Genomic DNA, 23,149 nt, shown 5'->3' with positions numbered 1-23,149 from the left:
GCAAAACGGCCAAATACGGGCTAAGTACGGCGCCATTCCAAGAATGCCCCAGGGAAGAGCCACAATGAAGCTCACGCGCCGCGTCAAAGACATTCTCGCCAACTACGAGAGCGACAATCCCGGCACCAAGGCGAACCTCGCCCGCATCCTGATGGAAGGCAAGCTCGGCGGCACCGGCAAGCTGGTGATCCTGCCGGTCGACCAGGGCTTCGAGCACGGGCCCGCCCGCAGCTTCGGCCCGAACGATGCCGGTTACGACCCGCACTACCACTACCAGCTGGCCATCGACGCGGGCTGCAACGCCTACGCCGCTCCCCTGGGCTCGCTGGAAGCCGGCGCCGGCACCTTCGCCGGCTCGATCCCGCTGATCCTGAAGATGAACAGCGCCAACAGCCTGTCCACCCAGAAGGAAGCGGCCGACCAGGCCGTGACCGCCTCGGTCCAGGACGCGCTGCGCCTCGGCTGCTCGGCCATCGGCTTCACGATTTATCCCGGCTCCGACGCCATGTACTCCCAGTACGAGGAGTTCCGCGAGCTGTCGAAGGAGGCGAAGTCCTACGGCCTCGCCACCGTGCTGTGGTCCTACCCGCGCGGCGGCGCCATCACCAAGGACGGCGAGCTGGCCATCGACGTGATCGGCTATGCCGCCCATATGGCCGCTCTGCTGGGCGCCCACATCATCAAGGTGAAGCTGCCGTCGGCCCATCTGGAGCAGGCGGAGGCCAAGAAGGTCTACGAGTCCAAGAACATCCCGATCGCCACCCAGGCGGAGCGGGTGAAGCACATCATGCAGTGCACCTTCAACGGTCGTCGCATCGTGGTCTTCTCCGGCGGCGCCACCAAGGGCGAGGATGCGGTGTTCGAGGACGCCCGCGCCATCCGTGACGGCGGCGGCAACGGCTCGATCATCGGCCGCAACGCCTTCCAGCGCCCGCGTGAGGATGCCCTCAAGCTGCTCGACCGGATCATGAAGATCTACCAGGGCCGGGAGTAACACTTGGCCAAGGGAAAGTCGGCGCAGGCGGAACCTCCCGCCTGCCGTCTGTACCTCGTGACGCCGCCGGCCCTGGAGCCGGCGGCGTTCGCGCCGCTTCTTCGGGAAGCGCTGGATGCCGGCGACGTCGCCTGCGTGCAGCTGCGCCTCAAGGACTGTTCCGAGGACGACATCCGTCGCGCCTGCGACCTTCTGCGCCCGATCGCGCAGGAGCGTGAGGTCGCCTTCATCCTGAACGACCATCCGCGTCTTGCGCGGGAGACCGGCTGCGACGGCGTCCATGTCGGGCAGCAGGACACTCCCTATCGCGACGCCCGCAAGATTCTGGGCAACGACGCCATCGTCGGCGTCACCTGCCATGACAGCCGCCATCTCGCCATGATCGCCGGCGAGGAGGGGGCCGACTACGTCGCCTTCGGCGCTTTCTTCCCCACCACCACCAAGACGGCCGAGTACAAGGCGGAGCCGGAACTGCTGAGCTGGTGGTCGGAGCTGATGGAAGTCCCCTGCGTCGCGATTGGCGGCATCACCGCCGAGAATTGCGCGCCGCTGGTCACCGCGGGTGCCGATTTCCTGGCCGTGGTCAACGCCGTCTGGGGCCACCCCCAAGGTCCGGGCGCCGGAGTCCGGGCGCTGAACGCCGCCATTGAGGCCGCACTCGCCGGCTGAGCCGGCCGATTACCTGGCCGATTGTTTGGCCGATTACCTGGACTTCCCCAAAATCATGGATCTTCTGACGCCCGAGTCGCTGGGCATCCTGTTCGCCGTGGGCCTGCTGGCCGGCTTCGTCGATTCCATCGCTGGCGGCGGCGGCCTGCTGACCATCCCCGCCCTGCTGGCCGCCGGACTGTCGCCGGCTGAGGCGCTGGCCACCGGTAAGCTGCAGTCCAGCTTCGGATCGCTGTCCGCCACCATCAAGTTCGTCCGCCGTGGCGAGGTCAATCCGGCCGCGATGCGCACGATGATCCTCTGCACCTTCATTGGTGCGGGGGCTGGTGCCACGCTGGTGCAGATGCTGGATCCCAGCTTCCTGCGCGACGTCATCCCCATCCTGCTGATCGGCATCGCCATCTATCTGCTGGTGTCGCCCAAGGCCGGGGACGTCGACGCCCATCAGCGCATCGGCGAGCATGCCTTCGCACTCAGCATCGGCACCGGCATCGGCTTCTACGACGGTTTCTTCGGGCCGGGCACCGGCACCTTCTTCGCTATCGCCTTCGTCTCGCTGCTGGGCCACAATCTGCGCAAGGCGACCGCCCACACCAAGGTGCTGAACCTGACCAGCAACGTGGCCTCGCTGCTGTTCTTCATCGTCGGCGGCCATGTGCTGTGGACAATTGGGTTGCTGATGGGCGTCGGCCAATACATCGGCGCCCAGCTCGGCGCCCACATGGTCATCCGCAACGGCGCCCGAGTCGTCCGTCCGATGCTGGTCGTCGCCTCCATCGTCATCACCGCCAAGCTGGTGTGGAGCGACGAGCACAACATCCTGCGCGAGATCTTCGCCGCCGCGGTCGCCTGGATCGCCTGACGCGCCGGGCTTCGCCGGCGCTTTTCCTCCACTGAAATCACTGGACAATTCCGCCGCCTGACGGCGCCACGGCCGGAGCTCCCTCTCCCGCCGGTGGTGCCGCCTTGCGGTTATTTCCCTTTGCCGACTTCCCCTTCCGGTGCAGGGCCGCAACACTGCTTGTGCGGCCAACAAAAAGTGGTGGGCGGCTCTTTACGTAAGCGTCAGTTTGTGTATCATTGCGTCAACAACACAATTTGGGGAAGGAACCATGTCTCCGATGACGCTCAAGACACGCCTGATGACCGCCGCTGCCGCCCTTGCGGTGACCGCACCGATCGCGACCGCCTCCACGTCGTTCGCCGCCGGTTTCGCGTTGAAGGAGCAGAGCGTATCGGGCCAGGGCACCGCCTTTGCCGGCGTGACCGCCGGCGGCAACGGCGACGCCAGCTCCATGTATTACAATCCCGCGACCATGGGCTTGGTCACCGGGATCGAGGCGGTGCAGACCGCCACCGGCGTCATCGTGAAGTCGAAGGTCGAAAACGCCAGCGCCACGCGCGCCCGGCGGCTGGGCGGCACCTCCATCAGCGGCAACGCGTCGCCCGGCGACATCGCGCAGGACGCCATCGTCCCGGCAGGCTATTTCGTCTATTCGATCAACGACGACCTGAAGGTCGGCCTGTCGGCCAACGGCCCCTGGGGGCTCGTCACCGATTACGGCGACAGCTGGATCGGCCGCTATCACGGCATCCGCTCCGATCTGCGCACCTATAATTTCGTGCCGACGGTCTCGTACCGGATCAACCCGATGATCACCATCGGCGGCGGCGTGCAGATCCAGTACGCCAAGGCCAAGCTGTCGCAGTCGTCCGACTTCGGCGCCAGCCGGCTGGGCCGTCCGGGCGCGCTGGACGTCAAGAGCGACGTGACCGGCGACGATTGGGGCTGGGGCGTCTCGCTGGGCGCCTTGATCGAACCGATGAAGGGCACGCGCATCGGCATCGGCTACCGGTCGGCGGTCAAGCACACGCTGACCGGCAACATTTCCTTCACCGGCCTGCCGCCGGCGCTGGCCGGCGCCCTGCCCTCCCAGAGCGCCAATGCCGACCTGATCACGCCGGAAATCGCCTCCATCGGCCTGTACCACGAGGTGAACGACCGCTGGGCGGTGATGGCCGATGTGCAGTGGACCAACTGGTCGCGCTTCAAGGAATTGCGCGTCAACATCGCCAATCCCGCGCTCACCTCGGTCACGGAAGAGCACTGGAAAGACACCTGGTATTACGCGTTGGGCACCTCCTACAAGGTGACCGACAAGTTGACGCTGCGCGGCGGCATCGCCTTCGACAAGGGCGCGGTCGACGTCGAATACCGCACGCCCCGCATCCCGGAGCAGAACCGCTACTGGCTGTCGGTCGGCGCCGGCTATCAGGTGACCGACAGCCTGCGCGTCGACGCCGCCTACTCCCACGTCTTCGTGCCGAAGGCCTCGGTTAACCTGACCGACGACCTGACCGGCGCCGAAGCCGGCCGCGGCAACCTGACCGCGGAATACAAGAGCAGCATCGACCTGATCGGCCTGCAGGCGAAGTTCACGTTCTAAAGTTGATTGCCCTCCCCCTTACAGGGGCTCCCTCTCCCCCCGGGGAGAGGGTTAGGGTGAGGGGGATACCCCCCTCAAACCCCAGCAACCGGCAGCCACAGCACCTGCTCGATGCTCTCGGCCCCGCTGCACAACATCGCCAGCCGGTCGAAGCCCATGGCGATACCGCTGCTCTGCGGCATGCCATGCTCCAGCGCCGCCAGGAAATCCTCGTCCACCGGGAAGCGCTCGCCGTACAGCCGCTCCTTCAATTCCATGTCGGCCTCGAAGCGGGCACGCTGCACCGCCGGGTCGGTCAACTCGCCAAAGGCATTCGCCAGTTCCAGACCGCAGGCATACAGCTCGAATCGTTCGGCCAGCCTCGGGTCCTCCGGCTTCGGCCGCGACAGCGCCGCCATGCACAACGGATAGTCGGTCAGCACGCAAGGCACGCCGTCGCCCAGATGCGGTTCGATCCGGTCGAACATGATGCGGAAGACGATGTCTTCCCAGCGGTCGCCGTGATGGGGCACGATGCCGATGCGCGTGGCCTCCGCCGCCAGCGCCGCCGGGTCGGGATCGTGGCTGCCGTCATAGGTCGCCATCAGGTCGATGCCGGCATACTCCTTGAACGCGTCCGGCACGGTCAGCACCCGCCAGACGCCGAAGGGATCGCAGGTCATGCCGCGGAACGTGAAGCTCCGCCGCCCGCTGGCTTCCGCCCCGGCCCGCAGCAACTCCCGGCAATCCTCGATCAGGGTTCGGTAGCCGTCGCCCGCGCGATACCATTCCAGCATCGAGAATTCCGGCGCGTGGGTGCCCGACCGTTCGCCGTTGCGGTAGACATGCGCCAGTTGCCACAGCCGCGGCACGCCCGCGACCAGCAGCTTCTTCATGGCGAATTCAGGGCTGGTGTGCAGGTAGAGCGGCCGGCGGTCGTCCGGATGGGGGCCTTGCAGTACGGTGGCGAAGGCCTGGAGATGCGGTTCCATCCCAGGCGACACCTGCAGGGCGGGCGTGTCCACCTCGACGAAGGCAAGCTCCTCGAACACGCGGCGGACGGCGTTCAGCACCCGGCCGCGCGCCGCCAGATAGGGCCGGCGCCGGGCGAGCGCCTCGGGGTGCCAGGGGGGAAGCTCGGTGGATCGATGGGCGGGCATGCGGCGCGCTCTTCTGCAAAGTCGAAAGGGGTGCCGGCGCATCAGAGCACCCACGGGCGGCGTACTCAAGCTGGCTCGCCATTGGTCACAGCCCCCTGCTCCCGGTTCGCGGTTTTGCCGCCCCTGCTTACCGCCGGCCGATGCGCCGTGGTAAACTCCACCGATCAACGGCCGGTGGTGGCGATCGCGGGGAATGGAACAGTGAACAGGGGCGGCAAAACCGTTTCAAACGTCGCATTGCTGGAGCAATTCCAAACTGGCTGCGCCGATTCGCTGAAGAATCGTCCGTCAATCGCCCGGATCGCGCGCCATTACCGTTCCGCGCCGTTGCCTATGGGCGGTCAAGCTGGTAGGGTCCGCGCCGCCCTGATTCTGGAATTCACGAGTACGCCATGAAGGTCAATGCCAACACGATGCGCCCCGGCCATGTGCTGGAGCACAACGGTAAGCTCTGGGTCATCACCAAAACCGCCATCGTGCAGCCTGGCAAGGGCGGCGCCTTCATCCAGCTGGAAATGAAGGACGTTCGCACCGGCAACAAGTCGACCGAGCGGTTCCGCACCCAGGAGACCGTTGAGCGCGCTCGCCTGGACGAGCATGAAATGACCTTCCTCTTCGCCGAAGGTGACAGCTTCACCTTCATGGACAAGGAAAGCTTCGAGCAGGTCGCCATCCCGCGCGACATCATCGGCGACCCGGCCGTCTTCCTGCAGGACGGCATGGAAGTCACGGTGCAGAGCCATGAAGGCTCGCCGCTGGGCGTCGAGATCCCCGGCAAGGTCACGCTGACGATCACCGAGTCGGACCCGGTGGTGAAGGGCCAGACGGCTTCTTCCTCCTACAAGCCGGCCAAGCTGGAGAACGGCGTGTCGATCCTGGTTCCGCCGCACATCGAGGCCGGGACCCGCGTCGTCGTCGACACCGCCACCGGCGAGTATGTCGAGCGCGCGAAGGACTGATCCTTCCAAGGTCCGTCCTGCCATCACCGGTCTTCGCCAAGCGCGGAGGCCGGTGTATTGTTTTCTGGTTCCTGCATAAAACGGTACACCAACACCCATGGCCACCCGCTCCGCTCTCATCAACGTCATGGTCCGCGCCGCCGAAAAGGCAGCTCGGGGTCTCGTCCGCGACTTCGGCGAGGTCGAACACCTCCAGGTGTCGCGCAAGGGGCCGGCCGACTTCGTGTCCGCCGCCGACCTGAAGGCCGAACGCACCCTGCGCGAGGAACTGCAGAAGGCGCGTCCCGAATTCGGCTTCCTGATGGAGGAGAGTGGCGCGTCCAAGGGCAGCGACGCCGAGGCGCGCTGGATCGTCGACCCGCTCGACGGCACCACCAACTTCCTGCACGGCCTGCCGCACTGGGCGATCTCCATCGCCGCCGAGCGCAACGGCGAGATCGTCGCCGGCGTCATCTACGCCCCCATCGGCGACCAGCTGTTCTGGGCCGAGAAGGGTGCCGGCGCCTTCGTCAACCACACCCGCCTGCGCGTCTCCGAACGCCGCCGGCTTGAGGACTGCGTTCTGGCCACCGGCATCCCCTTCAAGGGCCGCGGCGACCATGCCGCCTTCCTGAAGGAACAGGAAGCGGTGATGAAGGAAGTCGCGGGCATCCGCCGCTTCGGCGCCGCCTCGCTCGACCTCGCCTATACCGCCGCCGGCCGATTCGACGCCTATTGGGAGCGCGGGCTGGCTCCGTGGGATTGTGCGGCCGGCGTGCTGATGGTCACCGAGGCCGGCGGCTTCGTCGGCGAGATCGAGGGTGGCCGCAACCCGGTCTTCACCGGCAACGTGCTGGCCGCCAACAGCCACCTCCAGGTCCCGGTCGCCCGCCTGCTGAAGTCCGCCAAGGGCTGAGCCCCGCGTCCGCACCGGCCCGCCCGCCCTGCCCCTCACCGGGGCGGGACGGATGAGCGGTTGTCGCTGGTGCGATCGATAGGCTATGGTTTGCACGACAAAGGTTTAACGGGACGCATCGTTTTGGGCCGCTGGGGACACGCCGACCGCAAACACCGTGCCGTCGCCGCCGCGCTGTGCGCGGCCTGGGCGCTGCATCCTGCCGCCCTGTCGGCGGCGGCTCCGGCGAATGCGGCTCCGGCGAACACACAGGTCGCGGCCGGGCTGACGCTGGAAAATGCGGTTCCGCTGTCCGTACCGCCGCGCCCCAACCTGCGCACCCCGCCGACAGTCAAGGCGCCGCCGCGCCTCGTCCTGCCGCAGCCGATCGAAGCACCTCCCCCGCCGGAGATGACCGAAGGCCCGGCCCAACCGCCAGCCTCCCGGCCGGCAGCGCCGTCCGCCCCGGCCGTCGCCACCGCGCCGACGCAGGCAGCCCCCACGCCGACGCCCGGAACCGAGCCGGCGTCTCCGCGGACCGACACCGCGGCATTGCCCCCTCCCCCGGAAGCGGCACCCCCTGCGGCGAGCCTGCCACCTTCGAGCGTTTTGAGCCTTGTGTTCCCGGCCGACGCCACCAATCTGCCGGATAACGCGGACGCCACGGTCGACCGGATCGTCGAACGGCTGCGCGCCAGCGACACCGCCCGTCTGCAGCTGCGCTCCTACGCCAGCGGCACCGCGGATACGGCGCGTGAGGCGCGGCAGCGCTCACTCGTCCGGGCGCTGGCCCTGCGGGAGCGGCTGACCGCTTTCGGCATCCGCAGCAGCCGGGTCGATGTCCGCGCATTGGGCCTTGATGAGGCCGGCGGAATGCCGGACCGGATCGATGTTGTCTTCTTGAACGAGTAGCGCTCCACCCGTGGGCCCACCCGTGGGCGAGGTCTGATCGGAACACCCCTTCGGAGCATCATGACCGCCACGACCCCGACGACCCGACCGCTGGAGGTATCCTCCCTCATGACACGCCCGGAGCGGTTCCTGACCCGGATGATCCTGTTCCTGGTGGTGGTCGGTGCCGTGTGCGGACTGCTGTTCCCGGCCTTGCGCGCAGCCTTCCTCAACAACGCGCCGTTGAACGGCGTCATCCTGGCGACGCTGCTGGCCGGCATCGCCTTCATCTTCCGTCAGGTCCTGATGCTGCGCCCCGAAGTGGCGTGGCTGGAGCAGTACCAGAGCGGCGTCGCCCCCGCCTCGCTGCAGGAGCCAGTGCTGCTGGCCCCGATGGCCCGCATGCTGGGCGAACGGCGCGGGCGGCTGACCCTGTCGGCGCTGTCGATGCGTTCGCTGCTGGATGGCATCGCTTCACGCCTGGACGAATCGCGGGAGCTGTCGCGCTACCTGATCGGGCTGCTGATCTTCCTCGGCCTGCTCGGCACCTTCTGGGGCCTGCTGCACACGGTGCAGTCGGTGGGCGGCGTCATCGGCAGCCTGTCGGTGCAGGGCGGCGACGTCGGCACCATGTTCTCCCATCTGCAGCAGGGGTTGGAAGCGCCGCTGGTCGGCATGGGAACGGCCTTCTCCTCCTCGCTGTTCGGTCTCGCCGGGTCGCTGGTGCTGGGCTTCCTCGAACTCCAGGCCAGCCAAGCCCACAACCGCTTCTTCCAGGATCTCGAAGACTGGCTGTCGAGCGCCACCCGGCTGTCGAGCGGTGCCGCCGGCGGGCTCGAGTCTGGCGATCACTCGGCCTCGGCCTACCTGACCGCCTTGCTGGAGCAGACCGCGGAGAACCTCGACTCGCTGCAGCGCACCGTCGCCACGGCCGAGGAAGGCCGGCGCGCCGCCAATGCCAACCTGATGGCGCTGACCGAACGTTTGTCCAGCCTCACCGACCATATGCGGGCCGAACAGCAGCTTCTCCTGCGCCTGGGCGAGAACCAGCTGGAGGTGAGGAGCCTGCTCGACCGGTTGGCGGAGACCGCGGGCGGCGGCTTCGACGACGCCTCGCGCCAGCATCTTCGCAACATGGACATCTACCTCGCCCGCATCGTCGAGGAATCCTCCAACGGCCGCGTCCAGGCGGTGCAGGAGATCCGCAGCGAGATCAAGCTGCTGGCCCGCACCATCGCCGCATTGGCCGAAGAAGCCGACCAGCAGCAACGCTGACACCCAGAACACCCAAGGCAAACGCCGGGAGCATCCATGGCCAGCATCAGCCGCCGCAACGGCCATCGCGACGCCAGCGCCTGGCCCGGCTGGGTCGACGCCCTGTCATCCCTGGTGATGGTCGTCATCTTCCTGCTGATGGTCTTCATCGTCACCCAGTTCTACCTCGCCACCGCACTGACTGGCCGTGACGAGCAGCTGACCGTGCTCAACCGCAAGATCGCGGAAATGAACGACCTGCTGGCGATGGAGCGGGAGGCGAACGCCGATCTCCGCGTCAACATCACCCAGCTGTCGACCGAGTTGCAGACCTCCGTCGCCGCGCGCGACGACATGACGCTGTCGCTGAGCCAGTTGCAGGAGGACCGCGACCGCACCGCCCGCACGCTGGAGGAATTGCAGCGCAACGTCCGCGTCGACCGCGAGACGCTGGACCTGAAGCTGAAGGAAATTCTCAGCCTGCAGGCCGACATCAAGGCTCTACGCGATGCCCGGCAGAAGCTGGAGGGCGAACTGGCCGCCGCCGTGGCTGCGACCAAGCTGACAGAACAGCAGCGTCAAGCCCTGCTGGCGGAACTCGGCACCACCCGCGACCGGGCGAAGGCGCTGGAGTCGGAACTGGCTTCCGCCGCCGAGAAGACGATGCTGGCGCAGAAGGAGATCGACCAGCGCGACATCCGGCTGAAGTCGCTCGAATCGCAGCTGACCGACAGCCGGACCCAGGCCCAGAAGGATCTGGAGCAGCGCGACGTCCGCATCCGCGACCTGATGGCCTCACTGACCGGCGAGCAGGCCGAGGGCACCCGGAGCAAACAGCAGATCGACCTGCTGAACCAGCAGCTTCTGGCCTTGCGCGAACAGCTGGCCCGCATCGGGGCGGCGCTGGAAGTGTCGGAGAAGGCGTCGGCCGAGCAGAAGGTGCAGATCGCGGAATTGGGGGCGCGTCTCAATCAGGCGCTCGCCGCCAAGGTGCAGGACCTCGCCCGCTACCGGTCGGAGTTCTTCGGCCGCGTCCGCGAGGCGCTGGGCAGCCGGCCGGACGTGCGGATCGTCGGCGACCGCTTCGTCTTCCAGTCGGAACTGCTGTTCCCCTCAGGCTCGGCGACCCTTGAGGAGGCTGGCAAGCAGCGGTTGGCCGATCTTGCCCGCACGCTGATCGAGATCGGCAAGGCGATTCCGTCCGACATCAACTGGGTCCTGCGGGTGGACGGCCACACCGACATCAAGCCGGTGCGCTTCCAGTTCGCCTCCAACTGGGAACTGTCCTCGGCACGCGCGCTGTCGGTGGTGAAATTCCTGATCGACCAGGGCATCCCGGCGGAACGGCTCGCCGCCGCCGCCTTCGGCGAGTTCCAGCCCATCGAGCCCGGCACATCGGACGAGGCGCTGGCGAAGAACCGCCGCATCGAAATCAAGTTGGACCAGCGGTAAGGGACACCGGCCGGGTCAGCCCTTCCACTCCTCCCGCAGGATGGCGTAGAGGACATGATCGCGCCATGCGCCGTCGATGCGCAGGTAGCCGCGGGCATAACCTTCGTGGCTGAAGCCGACCTTCTCCAGTAAACCACGGCTCGGCAGGTTGGTTGGCAGGCAGGCGGCCTCGACCCGGTGCAGGCCGAGTTGGCCGAAAGCGAACTCCAGGACCAGCCGGGTGCCGCCCGACACATAGCCGTTGCGGGCGTAGGGTTGGCCCGCCCAATAGCCGAGCGTCCCCATCTGCGCCACGCCGCGCCGGATGTTGGTGAGGCCGAGCCCGCCGACCAGAGCGTCGGTTCCCCGGTCGAAGATCAGGAAGCTGTAGCCGAGATCGTCCCGCCACTCCTGCGCCTGCCGCCGCAGCCGGCGGGAGAAGGCGGTCCGCGTCAGGGCGTCGGCCGGCCAGGTGGGTTCCCATGGGGTAAGGAAGTCGCGCGAGGCGGCACGGAGGTCCGCCCATTCCCGCCAGTCGCGCGGCAGCGGCGGCCGGATGTAGCAATGCGGGCCGTCGAGCCGGACCGCAGGCGGGCTGATGAGGCCGCTGCCGAGAAGGCGGATCATCGCAATGCCGGGGTGGTCGGCCCCCTCCCTAACCTTCCCCCACCTCTGGTGGGAGAGGGAACTGCCGCCTCATCGCAAACATCCCCTCTCCTGCCGAAGGCGGGGGAGGGAGGGACCCACGCGCAAGCGTGGGAGGGAGGGGGCACCGCAGCCACCATCGTCAGGCGAGACGCTCCGCAATGCGGTCGTAGCTTTCGAGCTTGGAGATCGGCCCAAGCGCAGCGACGGTCGGGCGACTGGCACGCAGTCGGCTGGTGGCCTTGACCACGGCGTCGCGGTCGACGCCGTCGATCTTCGCCACGATCTCCTCCACCGGAACCGGGCGGTCGTAGATCAGGATCTGCTGACCCAGTTGCTCGCAACGCGACATGGAGCTTTCCAGCGCCATCAATGTCCCGGCCTTCAACTGGGCGCGGGCGCGGGCGACCTCGTCCTCGGTCACGTCGGCACCGACCTTGGCGATCTCGTCGCAGACGACGGGGATCAGTTCCGCCACCTCGTCCTCGCCGGTGCCGGCATAGACGCCGAACAGGCCGCCGTCATGGTAGCCGCCGGTAAAGGTGTAGATCGAATAGACCAGCCCGCGCTTCTCCCGCACCTCCTGGAACAGGCGGGACGACATGCCGCCGCCGAGCAGGGTCGACAGCACCGAATGGGCGTAGAAGTCGGGATCATGGACCCCCACCCCGTCGAAGCCGAGCACGAGGTGCATCTGCTCCAGGTCGCGATCCTCGCGGAAGTCACCGCCGGTATAGCTGGCAGGCTCCGGCTTAGGCGGGGCGCCGCTCGGCAGGTCGCCGAAGGCCTTGAACGCGAGATCGACCATACGGTCATGCTCGATCCGGCCGGCGGCGCTCAGCACCATGCCGGGGGCGCCGTAATGGCCGGCGATGTAATCGACCAGAGCCTCGCGTGGCAGAGCCCCGACGATCTCCGCCGAGCCCAGCACCGGACGGCCGATGGCCTGGCCCGGATAGGCGGTCGACTGGAAATGGTCGAAGATGATGTCGTCGGGCGTGTCGGCGCTCTGCCCGATCTCCTGCAGCACCACGGTGCGCTCGCGGACCAGCTCCTCGGCGTCCAGCGTGGAGTGCTGGATCATGTCGGACAGGATGTCGAGCGCCAGCGGCGCATCCTCGTGCAGGACCTTGGCGTAATAGGCGGTCTGCTCGCGGGTGGTGTAGGCGTTCAGCTGCCCGCCGACATTCTCGATCTCCTCGGAGATGCGGAAGGCCGAACGGCGGCGGGTGCCCTTGAACAGCATATGCTCGACGAGATGGGCGACGCCGTTGACGCTCGCCGCCTCGTTGCGGGTGCCAACCCCGACCCAGCAGCCGAGCGAAACGGACTGCACGTCGGGCATGGTGTCGGTCGCGACGCGAAGCCCGTTGGGCAACGTCGTCACACGAATGGAACTCATGCGGCCTCCTGGGCGGCGCGGGCGCGCGCGGTGACGAAGTCCTGGACCGCCGCCAGATCGTTCGGCAGTTCGGACAGGCGCTCCTCGCGCACATAAAGATCGGACAGACGCGGCGGCAGGTCCGGCCGGCGGCCGGTCGCCTTTTCCACCGCGTCGGGGAACTTGGCGGGATGGGCGGTGGCGAGAACCACCATGGGAACGGACGGATCGACCCGGCCGGCGGCAACCGCGGCCTTGGCCGCCCCGATGCCGACCGCCGTGTGCGGGTCGAGCAGGTAGAGGCTGCCCTTCCAGACATCGGCGATGGTCGCCATGGTGGCGGCCTCGTCCACCCGGTGGCCGGAGAAGATGGCCAGCGCGCGGGCGAGCTGCGCGTCGGTCACCGCGAACTTGCCCTCGGTGCGGAAGCGGTTCAGCGCCTCTGTCACCGCGGTGCCGTCGCGGTCGAGCAGGTCGAACAGCAGCCGTTCGAAGTTGGAAGAGATCTGGATGTCCATGCTGGGAGACAAGGTAGGCACGACGGGCGCCGCGACCATGCTCCCACTGGCGAAAAAGCGCGCCAGGATGTCGTTGCTGTTGGATCCCACCACCAGCGTCTCCACCGGCAGCCCCATGGCGCGGGCGCCGTAGGCGGCATAGACGTTGCCGAAATTGCCGGTCGGCACGGTGAAGGCGATCTTCCGGTCGGGGGCGCCCAGCGCCACCGCGGCGGTGAAGTAATAGACGATCTGGGCCATGATGCGGGCCCAGTTGATCGAGTTCACCGCCGACAGCCCCATCCGGTCGCGGAAGGCGCCGTCGTTGAACATCGACTTCACGAGATCCTGGCAATCGTCGAAGGTGCCGTCCAGCGCGATGTTGTGGACGTTGGACGACAGCACGCTGGTCATCTGGCGGCGCTGCACCTCGGACGTGCGGCCCTTGGGATGCAGGATGAAGATGTCGACGTTCTGGCGGTCGCGGCAGGCCTCGATGGCGGCCGAGCCGGTGTCGCCGGAGGTGGCGCCGACGATGGTCACCCGCTGCCCGCGCTTGGCCAGCACATGGTCGAACAGGCGTCCGAGCAGTTGCAGCGCCACGTCCTTGAAGGCCAGCGTCGGACCGTGGAACAGCTCCAGCACCCAGGTGGTCGGATCGACCTGCACCAGCGGGGTCACCGCGGCATGATCGAAGCTGGCATAAGCGTCGCGGACGATGGCACGGAACTCGTCCTCGGCGATTGCGCCGCCCAGGAAGGGCAGCATCACGCGGACGGCGATCTCGCTGTAGGGCAGACCGCGCATGGCGCGGATGTCGTCGGCCGTGAACTGCGGCCAGGTCTCCGGCACATAGAGGCCGCCGTCGCGCGCCAGCCCGGCAAGAAGGACGTCTTCGAAACCCAAGACCGGGGCCGCGCCCCGCGTGCTGACGTACCGCACCGCTTACACTCCGTCCGATGAAGTGGGCATAGTTAGCGAGGTGCCCGCCCGCACGCAAGCGGTGCGGGACGCACGGCGCATATTCCGTCCGGTTGGGGCGCTCCGCGGCTTTGGATGGAACGTTTGGAACACCGTGAAACGGTTTTCCGGGGGCTGTTCAGCGTTCCATCGGGGCCGGCGCCTTTCACGCGGCCTCCTCCACGTCCACGTCGGCTCCGCGTCGGCGCACCAGGGAGGCGGCGCGTTCCAGAACCTCTGGCCCTGCACCGGGACGATGGGCGTTCTCGGCGATGTGGCGGCGGTAGGCGCGGGCGCCGGGCAGTCCCTGAAACAGGCCCAGCATGTGACGGGTGATGGAGGACAAGGGCGTGCCGCCCGCCATGCGCGCCTCGATGTAAGGCAGCATCGCCTCGATCACAGCATGGCGGTCGGGGCCGGGCTCTCCGCCCATCAGGCGGCGGTCGGCGTCGGTCAGCAGATAGGGCGTCTCGTAGGCGGCGCGGCCGATCATCACGCTGTCGACCTTGGTCAGATGCTCCTCGGCCTCGTCAAGTGTGCGGATGCCGCCGTTGATGGCGATGGTCAGCTGCGGGTATTCCGCCTTCAGCCGGTGGACCAGATCGTAGCGCAGCGGCGGGATGTCGCGGTTCTCCTTGGGGCTGAGCCCCTTCAGCCAGGCCTTGCGGGCATGGACGATGAAGTGGGTGCAGCCGGCGGCGGAGACGGTGCGGATGAAATGGTCCAGCGTCGGCCATTCCTCCATCTCGTCGATGGCGATGCGCGACTTGACGGTGACGGGGATCGAGACGGCCTCGCGCATGGCGCCGACCAGCCGGGCCACCAGATCGGGTTCCGCCATCAGGCAGGCGCCGAAGCGGCCGGACTGCACGCGGTCGCTGGGGCAGCCGACGTTCAGGTTCACCTCGTCATAGCCCCACTCCTGCGCGATGCGGGCGCAGGCGGCGAGGTCGGCCGGGTCGGAACCGCCGAGTTGGAGCGCCACCGGATGTTCCGCCGCATCGAAGCCGAGCAGCCGCTCGCGGTCGCCATGCAACACGGCGCCGGTCGTCACCATCTCGGTATAGAGCAGGGTCGAGCGCGACAGCAGACGGTGGAAGTACCGGCAATGCCGGTCGGTCCAGTCCATCATCGGAGCGACGCTGAGGGGGATGGCGGGGTACGGGGCGGTCATAGCGGTCAGCTCTGCTGCGGCCGGAAGAATCAGGATGGGCGAAACGGCATCGGCGGGCAACCGCCGGGCGCAAATCTCGCCAAAAGCAAAAGGCCCGGCAATGCAGCCGGGCCTTCTAAGCTTGTCGCGCACCTTGGAGAAGGTGGCGTCCCCGACGGGAGTCGAACCCGTGTCGCCGCCGTGAAAGGGCGGTGTCCTAGGCCTCTAGACGACGGGGACGTCGTTCGCGGTGACGCGCTTTCTAAAGATCGGAGCCGGGGAGCGCAAGCGCTTTTTTGTGTGGGGCGATACTTTTTTGTAGGCGGGGGTGGCGGTGGGTGCCCCCTCCCTAACCCTCCCCCGCTGGCGCGGGAGAGGGGACTGCCGCCGCTTCGGCAGATGCGTCACGCCGACAAGCATCTTGCCCCTCTCCCGCGAAGCGGGGGAGGGATGGGGAGGGGGCACCCGCTGCCCCCAAAACCTCCCCCCTACCCCGCCAACCCTACGCCGACCGCGCAGGCGCGGCGTCGTCGATCAGCAACTGGACGCCCTCCGAGCCGTTCCAGCGGTCGATCCGCAGCACGCCTGCGAGATGGAAGGGCGTGCCGCGGCCGGTCAGCAGGGCTTGGCCCATGTCGCTGTCCAGCGCGCGGAAGGCGATGGCCTTCAGCCGGGCGCCGTCGTTGCCCTGCAGGATGCAGCGGACATGGTTGGCGCCCACCACGTCGGCGCGCACGACGCGGGCGTCGGCGATGGCGAAGCGGGGCTCCGAATTGCCGGTGCCGTAGGGGCCGAGCTTGTCGAGCATGGTCACCAGCCCGACGCTGGCGCCACCGACCGACAGGGCGCCATCCAGTTCCAGCGTCGGCACCAGCGGGGCGGCGGAAACCTGTTCGGAAATGCGGCTGTGCAGGAAGTCGCGCAGAGCGTCGATCTTGTCGCCGGCCACGGTGAAGCCCGCCGCCATGCGGTGGCCGCCGCCGGCCAGCAGCAACCCCTCCTGCCGGGCGGCGATCACCGCGGACCCCAGATCGACGCCGCGGACGGAGCGGCCGGACGCCTTGCCGATGACGGTGCCGTCGGCGGCTTCCTCCAGGGCGACGACGCAGGCGGGGCGGCTGTAACGCTCCTTCAGGCGGGCGGCGACGATGCCGATGACGCCGGGGTGCCAGCCGACACCGGTGACGAAAACCAGATCGGTCTCGCGCCCACCTTCGGCGGCGACACGCTCCAGTGCCTCGTCCAGCACCGCCTGCTCGATGGTGCGGCGTTCGGCGTTGTGGCCTTCCAGACGCTGGGCCAGTTCCATCGCCTCGATGGGGTCGTCGGTGGACAGCAGGCGCGCACCGAGGTCGGACGCCCCCACCCGGCCGCCGGCATTCACGCGGGGGCCGAGGACATAGCCGGCATGGTAGGCGTCGGGCTTCTCCTTAACCCCCGCCACGTCGGACAGGGCGGCAAGGCCGGGATTGGCGCGGCGCGCCATCACCTTCAGCCCCTGCGCCACCAGCGCGCGGTTCAGGCCGGTCAGCGGCACCACGTCGCACACCGTGCCGAGAGCGACAAGGTCGAGCCACTCCATCAGGTTGGGTTCCGGCCGGTCGCGGTAGAAGCCGCACTGGCGCAGGGCGCGGTTCACGGCGACGATGGTGATGAAGGTGACACCGGCGGCGCAGAGCGTACGGTAGGTGCCGTCCTCGTCCAGCCGGTTGGGGTTGACCAGGGCGACGGCGGGCGGCAGGCGCGGTTCGGCGGCGTGATGATCGAGCACGACGACCTCCAGCCCGGCGTCGGCGGCAGCCTCCAGCGCGGCGAAGGCGGAGATGCCGCAATCGACCGTCACCACCAGCCGCACCCCCTCCCCTTTCAGCCGCAGCAGCGCCGCGGCATTGGGGCCGTAACCCTCCTTGATGCGGTCGGGAACATAGACGCGGATGTCGGCGCCGAGCGCACGGAAGAAGCGGCGCAGCAGCGCGGCGGAGGTGGCGCCGTCGACGTCGTAGTCGCCGAAGACCGCCACCGGCTCGCCGTCACGGATGGCGCGGGCGATGCGCTCCGCCGCCGGGTCCATGTCGCGGAAGCGTGAGGGATCGGGCAGCAGCGCCTTCAGCGTGGGATTGAGAAAGGTCTCGCAGGTCTCGTCGGTGACCCCGCGGGCGGCCAGCACCCTGCCGACGATCTCCGGCAGGCCCCGCCCCTGGGTCAGCGCCTGCGCCTGCCGCTCGTCGCAGGGCCGCGCCTGCCAGCGCTTGCCGGACAGGGAGTTGGCGACGTTGAGGAAGGCGGTAGGCTCGGTCATGGCGGTGCTGCGCGGTCGCTGTGGTGGAGGCACAGCCATAGCAGACATATGGGCGCGGCACTATGGGTGTGGCGGAAGCCGCTCTGGAACACAAGGTTCTGCCACTAAAAATTACCGGCCTCCCCTTCTGCCCGCCACCTGGAATGGTCATCCCAACCCGCCGAAAGGGCGAATGGACCGCCCTTTCGAATGCACTGGATTCAAATACCGACCGCTTTGAACGTGATGTGGCTCGTCACAGGTTTATATCGATCAAACAGAGCCTGATAAAAATCTTTTATCTCTCCCGACGAAACTCGAAATTCACCAAAATTTGGATCGAACACATACAAGTGAGCCCCCATACCGAAGATTTTTCCTCCGGACTTGTATGCACATATTGCATGCCGGCCTTTTTTCAATTGGAAACTTGTTTGTGTGTATAAATGCGTATGGTCGACTTCATTCCTCAGATCATCAAGCCGATAGTCTGGCGGAATGCATTTGATGTCACCAAGACTATTCTCAAATTTTATACCATACTTCTTTCCAACTTCGTCTTTCATCCCAAGCTTGGTGGTCTCCTGTGACAAATCATAGGTATTCATTTGCGAGTTCACGGCCCTATAAAAATATATGCTGTCGCTTTTCAGGGATCCTATTCGCTGCTTCATTGCGTCCATGCGCTTCAAAGCGCCGCCCGATCTGATTTCCCGATGCAATTCAATCCATTGGCAGCATAAGCTGAAGCACACCCCTCCAGAAATCGAGTGCTGGGGCCCCACATTGGTCGCGGCAATTTCCTTGCCCTGGCGATAACTGGCACATTCAAACTGGTCAAGGGCCTTGGGCATGACTCTCGCGCTCCTTATAAATGGATATTCTGCCATTAGGTGCTTGTTTTACGATAAGATCCGGAGGTCGCGCAACAATTGTCGTCATGCGGCGGGCAATTATTATTCCAACATGAACAGTATATGCCATTCACCCGCAAGTCATAATGCATCATTTCGAAGCCGAAATATTGAAAGACAAAGAAAAAGAAGGGATCGCTCTCCGCACTCAGATCGGATCAGATAAAATCAGGATCGATTTGAAGCGCGAATCCAGCCGCCAGCCAAAAATTCAGCGCCGTATGCTTAATGTGAAGCGCGCGATGCCGTAGGGCGGCTTCCTCTCCCGCACGAACCCGTTTCCTCTTTTCTATCGAAGGCCGGGGGACGGGCAGGGAACCAAGCGGGCGTAGGGAGTGATTGCATTCACCAGGCATCCCAGCCGGCAAACCAATCGCCAGAGGCGAGCCTCCCCACGCCAGCTTTCAGCCTGGCCCGATAGTCCCCCGGCAGGCTCAAGCCGCCCGCATCCACACCGCGGTATCGTGGAACGCCGCGCCGCCCGCGGGCGGCACCGGCTCCGGCGAGGTCAGGCTGTTGATGCCCATGCCTTCGACGAAGGCGCTGTTGGGCCAGATGCCTTCGACGATCACCACGCCGCGCGGCACCCCGGCGAAGGGCTTGGCATGGACCACCACGCTGCCCTGCGGGTTGCCCAGCCGCACCGCGTCGCCGTCGGCCAAGCCCAGCCCGGCCGCATCGTCCGGGTGGATCAGCGCGGTGGGGCGGCCTTCGCGCTTCTGGGCGGTCAGCGTCTCGGTGAAGGAGGTGTTGAGGAACTGGCGCGCCGGGGCGGTGACCAGACGGAACGGGTGCTCGGCGTCGGCGTCGCGGCCGGGGGGCATGTGGTCGGGAAGCTCCGGCATGCCGCCATAGGGGCCGAGCGCCGCCCAGTCGGGGGCGAAGCGGAACCTGTCGTCGGGATGCGCGAAGCCATTGAGGAAATGCGAGGTCTCGAAATCGGGCTGGGCGTCGATCCAGCGCTGCTCGGTCAGCGTCGCGGCGTCGCCCAGGTTCGACGCCTTCAGCATGGCGTCGATGATCTCCAGCGCGGTCATGCCGAATCCCTGATGCTCGGCACCGACGCGGCGGGCGACTTCGGAGATGACCCAATGGTTCTCGCGCGCCTCGAACTGCGGCTCGATCACCTTGCGGCCGATCAGGATGTGCATCTGGCCGCCGCCGCGGTAGATGTCGTCATGCTCCAGGAAGGTGGTGGCGGGGATCACCAGATCGGCCAGCTTGGCCGTGTCGGTCATGAACTGCTCATGCACCGCGACGAACAGATCCTCGCGCAGGAAGCCCTGGCGGACGCGGGTCGAATCCGGGCAGATCGTCACCGGGTTGGTGTTCTGGATCAGCATGGCCGTCACCGGCGGGCCGCTGGTCAGGTCGCGAGGGTCGCCGGTCAGCACCGCGCCGATGCGCGACTGGTCGAAGCTGCGCACCGACGTGTCGAGACGATCCAGCCCTTCCGACAGGGTCTTGTCCAGCTTGTAGATGCCGGACGAGCAGTAGAGCGCGCCGCCGCCCTTGTGCTGCCACGCCCCGGTGACCACCGGCAGGCAGGACACGGCATGGACCTGGGCCGCGCCGTTGTGGGCGCGCGACAGGCCGTAGCCGACGCGCAGGTAGGACCGCTTGGTGGTGCCGTAGAGGCGGGCGAACTCCTCGATCTCCGCCACTGTCAGGCCGGTGATGGCGGCCGCCCATTCGGGCGTGCGGGTGGCGAGATGCGCCTCCAGACGGTCGGTGCCGGCGGCAAGGCGGTCCAGATAGGCGCGGTCGGCGTGGCCGTCGCGGAACAGCACATGCATCACCGCGCAGGCCAGCGCCCCGTCGGTGCCCGGCCGCAGCATCAGGTGCAGGTCGGAGACCTCGGCCGTGCCGGTACGGTAGGGGTCGATGGTGACCAGCTTGGCGCCGCGGCCTTTGCGGGCGCGGCTGACATGGGTCATCACGTTGACCTGGGTCGCCACCGGGTTGCCGCCCCAGTTGACGATCAGGTCGCTCTCCGCCATCTCGCGCGGGTCGGCGCCGCGGATGTCGCCATAGCCGGCGAGCCAGCCCATGTTGGCCGGCGTGTCGCACACCGTGCTGGTCTGGCGCGAATAGCCCTTGGCATGGCGCAGGCGCTGGATGGCGCCGCGCTGCACCAGACCCATGGTGCCGGCGTAGAAATAGGGCCAGACGGCTTCCGGGCCATGGGTACGTTCGGCGGCCAGGAAGGCATCGGCGATGCGGTCCAGCGCCTCGTCCCAGCCGATCGGCTTCCACTGGCCGGAGCCCTTGGGGCCGGTGCGCAGCAAGGGCGTCTTCAGCCGGTCCGGCGAATGCACCCGCTCGGCATAGCGGCTGACCTTCGCGCAGATGACGCCGGCGGTGTAGCTGTTCTCCGCTGCGCCACGCACCTTGCCGATGCGGTCGGGGGCGAGGCGTTCCACCTCCAGCGCGCAGGTGCTGGGGCAGTCGTGCGGACAGGCGGTGGGCAGGAACTGGGCCGACAAGGCTAACCTCTGGTCTGGCTGGCGGCGGGAATGGCGCAAGTTTAGGCCCGGCGGCGCGACCGCTTCAATGCGCAACAATGTATGGGTACAATAAAGAAGGGCCGCGAAGTCCTTCCGGACTTCGCGGCCCCAACCGCTCGGGCGAAAAATCCCCAGACGACTTGCGGCTTTACATCACGCCGATCAGGCGCGGGAACCACAGCGAGATCGCCGGCACATAGGTGACGAGGCCGAGGAAGATCAGCATCGTCAGCAGCCACGGCCAGACCGCCACCGTCAGCTCGGTGATGCCCATCTTTGTAATGCCCGACGCGACGTAGAGGTTCAGGCCCACCGGCGGGTGGCACATGCCGACCTCCATGTTCACGATGATCAGGATGCCGAAATGCACCGGGTCGATGCCCAGCGACATCGCCACCGGGAACAGGATCGGCGCCATGATCAGGACGATCGACGACGGCTCCATGAAGTTGCCGGCGGCCAGCAGGACGATGTTCACCACCAGCAGGAAGACCCAGACGCTCAGGTTCTGGCCCTGGATCCAGGCCGCCATGTTCTGCGGGATCTGCTCCGACGTCATGACGAAGGAGAAGAGGACCGCGTTGGTGATGATGTAGAGCAGCATCGCCGACATGCTGGCGCTGTCCAGCAGCACCTTCGGCACCCGGCGCAGCGGCATGTCGCGGTAGATGAACACCGCCACGATGAAGGCATAGACCGCGGCCATCGCCGCCGCCTCGGTCGGGGTGAAGATGCCGGTGTAGATGCCGCCCATCACGACGACGATCAGCAGCAGGCCCCAGAAGCTCTCGCGGAACGCCAGCCAGCGCTGCCGGGCGCTCGCCTTGGGCAGGCGGGGATAGCCGAACTTGCGGGCGCGGTACCAGGTGGTGAAGCCGAGGAAGGCCGCCAGCATCAGGCCCGGAACCACGCCGGCGAGGAACATCTGGCCGATGGAGGGTGCCTGCGGATGGCCGGTGGTGGCGACGCAGTACATCACCATCACGATCGACGGCGGGATCAGGATGCCGAGCGCGCCCGAGGTGGTGACGATGCCGGCGCCGAAATTCTTCGGGAAGCCCTGCGCCACCATGGCCGGCAGGATGATGGAGCCGATGGCGACCACCGTCGCCGGGCTGGAGCCCGACACCGCCGCGAACAGGGCGCAGGCCAGCACGCCGGCCATGCCGAGGCCGCCATGCCAATGCCCGACCATGGAGGTGGCGAAGTTGATCATGCGCCGGGCGACGCCGCCATGGGTCAGGAAGTTGCCGGCCAGGATGAAGAACGGGATCGCCATGATCTCGAACTTCTCGATGCCCGTGAACAGCTTCAGCGCCACCGCGGCGACCGGCACGTCGGTCATCAGGAACAGGAAGGACAGAACCGTCAGGCCGAGCGAGATGGAGATCGGCATGCCGGTGAGCATGAGGGCAATCAGCAGCCCGAAGATGATGAGCGCGTTCACGCCGGGCCTCCCTCGTTGGCGGCTTCGACCGGGTCGATGCCGTCGACCTGGGCATGATCGTGGTGGGGCAGCTCGCCGGTGCGGATGAAGGTCCAGGCGACCTGGAGGAAGCGGAAGCACATCAGGAAGGAACCGAGCGGAATGGCCAGATAGACCAGCCACATCGGCAGTTCCATGTCCGCCGACACCTGTTCGGTCTCGGCGATGTGGTAGACGAAATTGGCGCCGAGCGCGCCGACGACGCCGGTGAACACCGCACCGGCCAGCAGGCCGAATACGACGAAGCGGCCGCGGATGTCCGGCCGCAGCCGGTTGATCACCACGTCCACGCCCACATGGATGCCGGTGCGCACGCCATAGGCGGCGCCGAACTTGGCCATCCACACGAACATGTAGATGCAGACTTCCTGGGCCCAGGCGAGGTTCCAGTGGATGACGTAATCCTGGATGACGGCCACGCCGGACAAATAGCGGTGCATGACCGCCACGAAGATGACGAGCGTCGCCGCCGCCATGAGGAACGCGATCAGCGTCTCCTCGAGGCGGTCGAGTATTTTCATAAGCATGTCGGGGGGATCTCCCGGTCGGCGGAGATGGTGTCAGGTACGCTGGAGAGGCGCGGCACAACCCGCCGCGCGCCATTCGGCCGTCGTCCCGGCGAATACGGGATGACGGCCGGCCAAAGCGGATGCCGATTCGGTGCGGACGA

The 23,149-nt window shown here is 67.0% G+C and carries 19 protein-coding genes and 1 tRNA gene; 9 read left to right on the top strand and 11 right to left on the bottom strand.

The features are described from left to right. Positions 1-64 precede the first annotated feature (64 nt). From FZ983_RS08915 to FZ983_RS08900, 4 genes are all read left to right on the top strand, one after another. Positions 65-994 carry a class I fructose-bisphosphate aldolase gene (locus tag FZ983_RS08915; RefSeq protein WP_149223214.1) on the top strand — a complete coding sequence of 310 codons (930 nt, stop codon included), beginning with the start codon at positions 65-67 and terminating at the stop codon, positions 992-994. 3 nt (positions 995-997) lie between these two features. After that, a complete protein-coding gene (gene thiE / locus FZ983_RS08910; protein WP_149223213.1) occupies positions 998-1,663 on the top strand; it encodes a thiamine phosphate synthase in 666 nt (221 codons plus the stop codon). A 55-nt stretch (positions 1,664-1,718) separates the two neighbouring features. Further along, positions 1,719-2,525 carry a TSUP family transporter gene (locus FZ983_RS08905; RefSeq protein ID WP_149223212.1) on the top strand — a complete coding sequence of 269 codons (807 nt, stop codon included), beginning with the start codon at positions 1,719-1,721 and terminating at the stop codon, positions 2,523-2,525. A gap of 259 nt (positions 2,526-2,784) precedes the next feature. Then, positions 2,785-4,110 (top strand): outer membrane protein transport protein, encoded by a 1,326-nt coding sequence (locus FZ983_RS08900; protein WP_149223211.1) that lies wholly within the window; start codon positions 2,785-2,787, stop codon positions 4,108-4,110. A gap of 74 nt (positions 4,111-4,184) precedes the next feature. Here FZ983_RS08900 and epmA read toward each other — a convergent pair whose 3' ends face one another. Continuing rightward, complete coding sequence (gene epmA, locus FZ983_RS08895) at positions 4,185-5,249, bottom strand: EF-P lysine aminoacylase EpmA (RefSeq protein ID WP_149223210.1); 1,065 nt, start codon at positions 5,247-5,249, stop codon at positions 4,185-4,187. 392 nt (positions 5,250-5,641) lie between these two features. Here epmA and efp point away from each other — a divergent pair, with 392 nt between their 5' ends. The 5 genes from efp to FZ983_RS08870 all read left to right on the top strand — a co-directional run bounded on the left by efp (position 5,642) and on the right by FZ983_RS08870 (position 10,679). Then, the gene (gene efp, locus FZ983_RS08890; protein ID WP_014247190.1) at positions 5,642-6,208 is read left to right on the top strand and encodes an elongation factor P; all 567 of its coding nucleotides are present in this window, start codon (positions 5,642-5,644) and stop codon (positions 6,206-6,208) included. A 97-nt stretch (positions 6,209-6,305) separates the two neighbouring features. Then, a complete protein-coding gene (locus FZ983_RS08885; protein ID WP_149223209.1) occupies positions 6,306-7,103 on the top strand; it encodes an inositol monophosphatase family protein in 798 nt (265 codons plus the stop codon). 123 nt (positions 7,104-7,226) lie between these two features. After that, a complete protein-coding gene (locus tag FZ983_RS08880) occupies positions 7,227-7,994 on the top strand; it encodes an OmpA family protein (protein WP_149223208.1) in 768 nt (255 codons plus the stop codon). A 60-nt stretch (positions 7,995-8,054) separates the two neighbouring features. After that, positions 8,055-9,248 (top strand): flagellar motor protein MotA, encoded by a 1,194-nt coding sequence (locus tag FZ983_RS08875; RefSeq protein ID WP_149223207.1) that lies wholly within the window; start codon positions 8,055-8,057, stop codon positions 9,246-9,248. A gap of 36 nt (positions 9,249-9,284) precedes the next feature. Beyond that, entirely contained in the window at positions 9,285-10,679 is a 1,395-nt protein-coding gene (locus tag FZ983_RS08870) for a peptidoglycan -binding protein (protein ID WP_149223206.1), read from the top strand. A 15-nt stretch (positions 10,680-10,694) separates the two neighbouring features. On the opposite strand, the gene FZ983_RS08865 is transcribed toward FZ983_RS08870, so the two are convergent. The 10 genes from FZ983_RS08865 to FZ983_RS08820 form a co-directional block, all read right to left on the bottom strand. Then, on the bottom strand, positions 10,695-11,285 hold the full coding sequence (locus tag FZ983_RS08865; protein WP_149223205.1) for a GNAT family protein: 591 nt from the start codon (positions 11,283-11,285) through the stop codon (positions 10,695-10,697). Positions 11,286-11,445: 160 nt separating this feature from the next. After that, positions 11,446-12,705 carry a pitrilysin family protein gene (locus FZ983_RS08860; RefSeq protein ID WP_149223204.1) on the bottom strand — a complete coding sequence of 420 codons (1,260 nt, stop codon included), beginning with the start codon at positions 12,703-12,705 and terminating at the stop codon, positions 11,446-11,448. Continuing rightward, positions 12,702-14,123 carry a threonine synthase gene (gene thrC / locus FZ983_RS08855; protein WP_149223203.1) on the bottom strand — a complete coding sequence of 474 codons (1,422 nt, stop codon included), beginning with the start codon at positions 14,121-14,123 and terminating at the stop codon, positions 12,702-12,704. Before thrC ends, FZ983_RS08860 begins: the two co-directional genes overlap by 4 nt. 184 nt (positions 14,124-14,307) lie before the next feature. Next, complete coding sequence (gene dusA, locus FZ983_RS08850; protein ID WP_149223202.1) at positions 14,308-15,315, bottom strand: tRNA dihydrouridine(20/20a) synthase DusA; 1,008 nt, start codon at positions 15,313-15,315, stop codon at positions 14,308-14,310. Positions 15,316-15,458: 143 nt separating this feature from the next. Next, positions 15,459-15,534 (bottom strand) — tRNA-Glu (locus FZ983_RS08845). 262 nt (positions 15,535-15,796) lie between these two features. Continuing rightward, on the bottom strand, positions 15,797-17,593 hold the full coding sequence (recJ, locus tag FZ983_RS08840; RefSeq protein ID WP_149223201.1) for a single-stranded-DNA-specific exonuclease RecJ: 1,797 nt from the start codon (positions 17,591-17,593) through the stop codon (positions 15,797-15,799). Between the two features lie 200 nt (positions 17,594-17,793). After that, positions 17,794-18,426, bottom strand: coding sequence for a YopT-type cysteine protease domain-containing protein (locus tag FZ983_RS08835; RefSeq protein WP_188092276.1), 633 nt, complete (start codon positions 18,424-18,426; stop codon positions 17,794-17,796). 494 nt (positions 18,427-18,920) lie between these two features. Beyond that, entirely contained in the window at positions 18,921-20,972 is a 2,052-nt protein-coding gene (locus tag FZ983_RS08830) for a molybdopterin oxidoreductase family protein (protein WP_149223199.1), read from the bottom strand. 169 nt (positions 20,973-21,141) lie between these two features. Next, positions 21,142-22,440, bottom strand: coding sequence for a TRAP transporter large permease subunit (locus FZ983_RS08825; protein WP_149223198.1), 1,299 nt, complete (start codon positions 22,438-22,440; stop codon positions 21,142-21,144). Then, complete coding sequence (locus tag FZ983_RS08820) at positions 22,437-23,006, bottom strand: TRAP transporter small permease (protein ID WP_211102881.1); 570 nt, start codon at positions 23,004-23,006, stop codon at positions 22,437-22,439. The genes FZ983_RS08825 and FZ983_RS08820 overlap by 4 nt, the downstream gene beginning before the upstream one ends. Between the last annotated feature and the right edge of the window lie 143 nt (positions 23,007-23,149).

The organism is Azospirillum sp. B21, assembly GCF_008364825.1.
GTDB lineage: Bacteria > Pseudomonadota > Alphaproteobacteria > Azospirillales > Azospirillaceae > Azospirillum.
The sequence above is the reverse complement of the archived record's forward strand: the minus strand, read 5'-3'. Positions and strand labels throughout refer to the sequence as shown.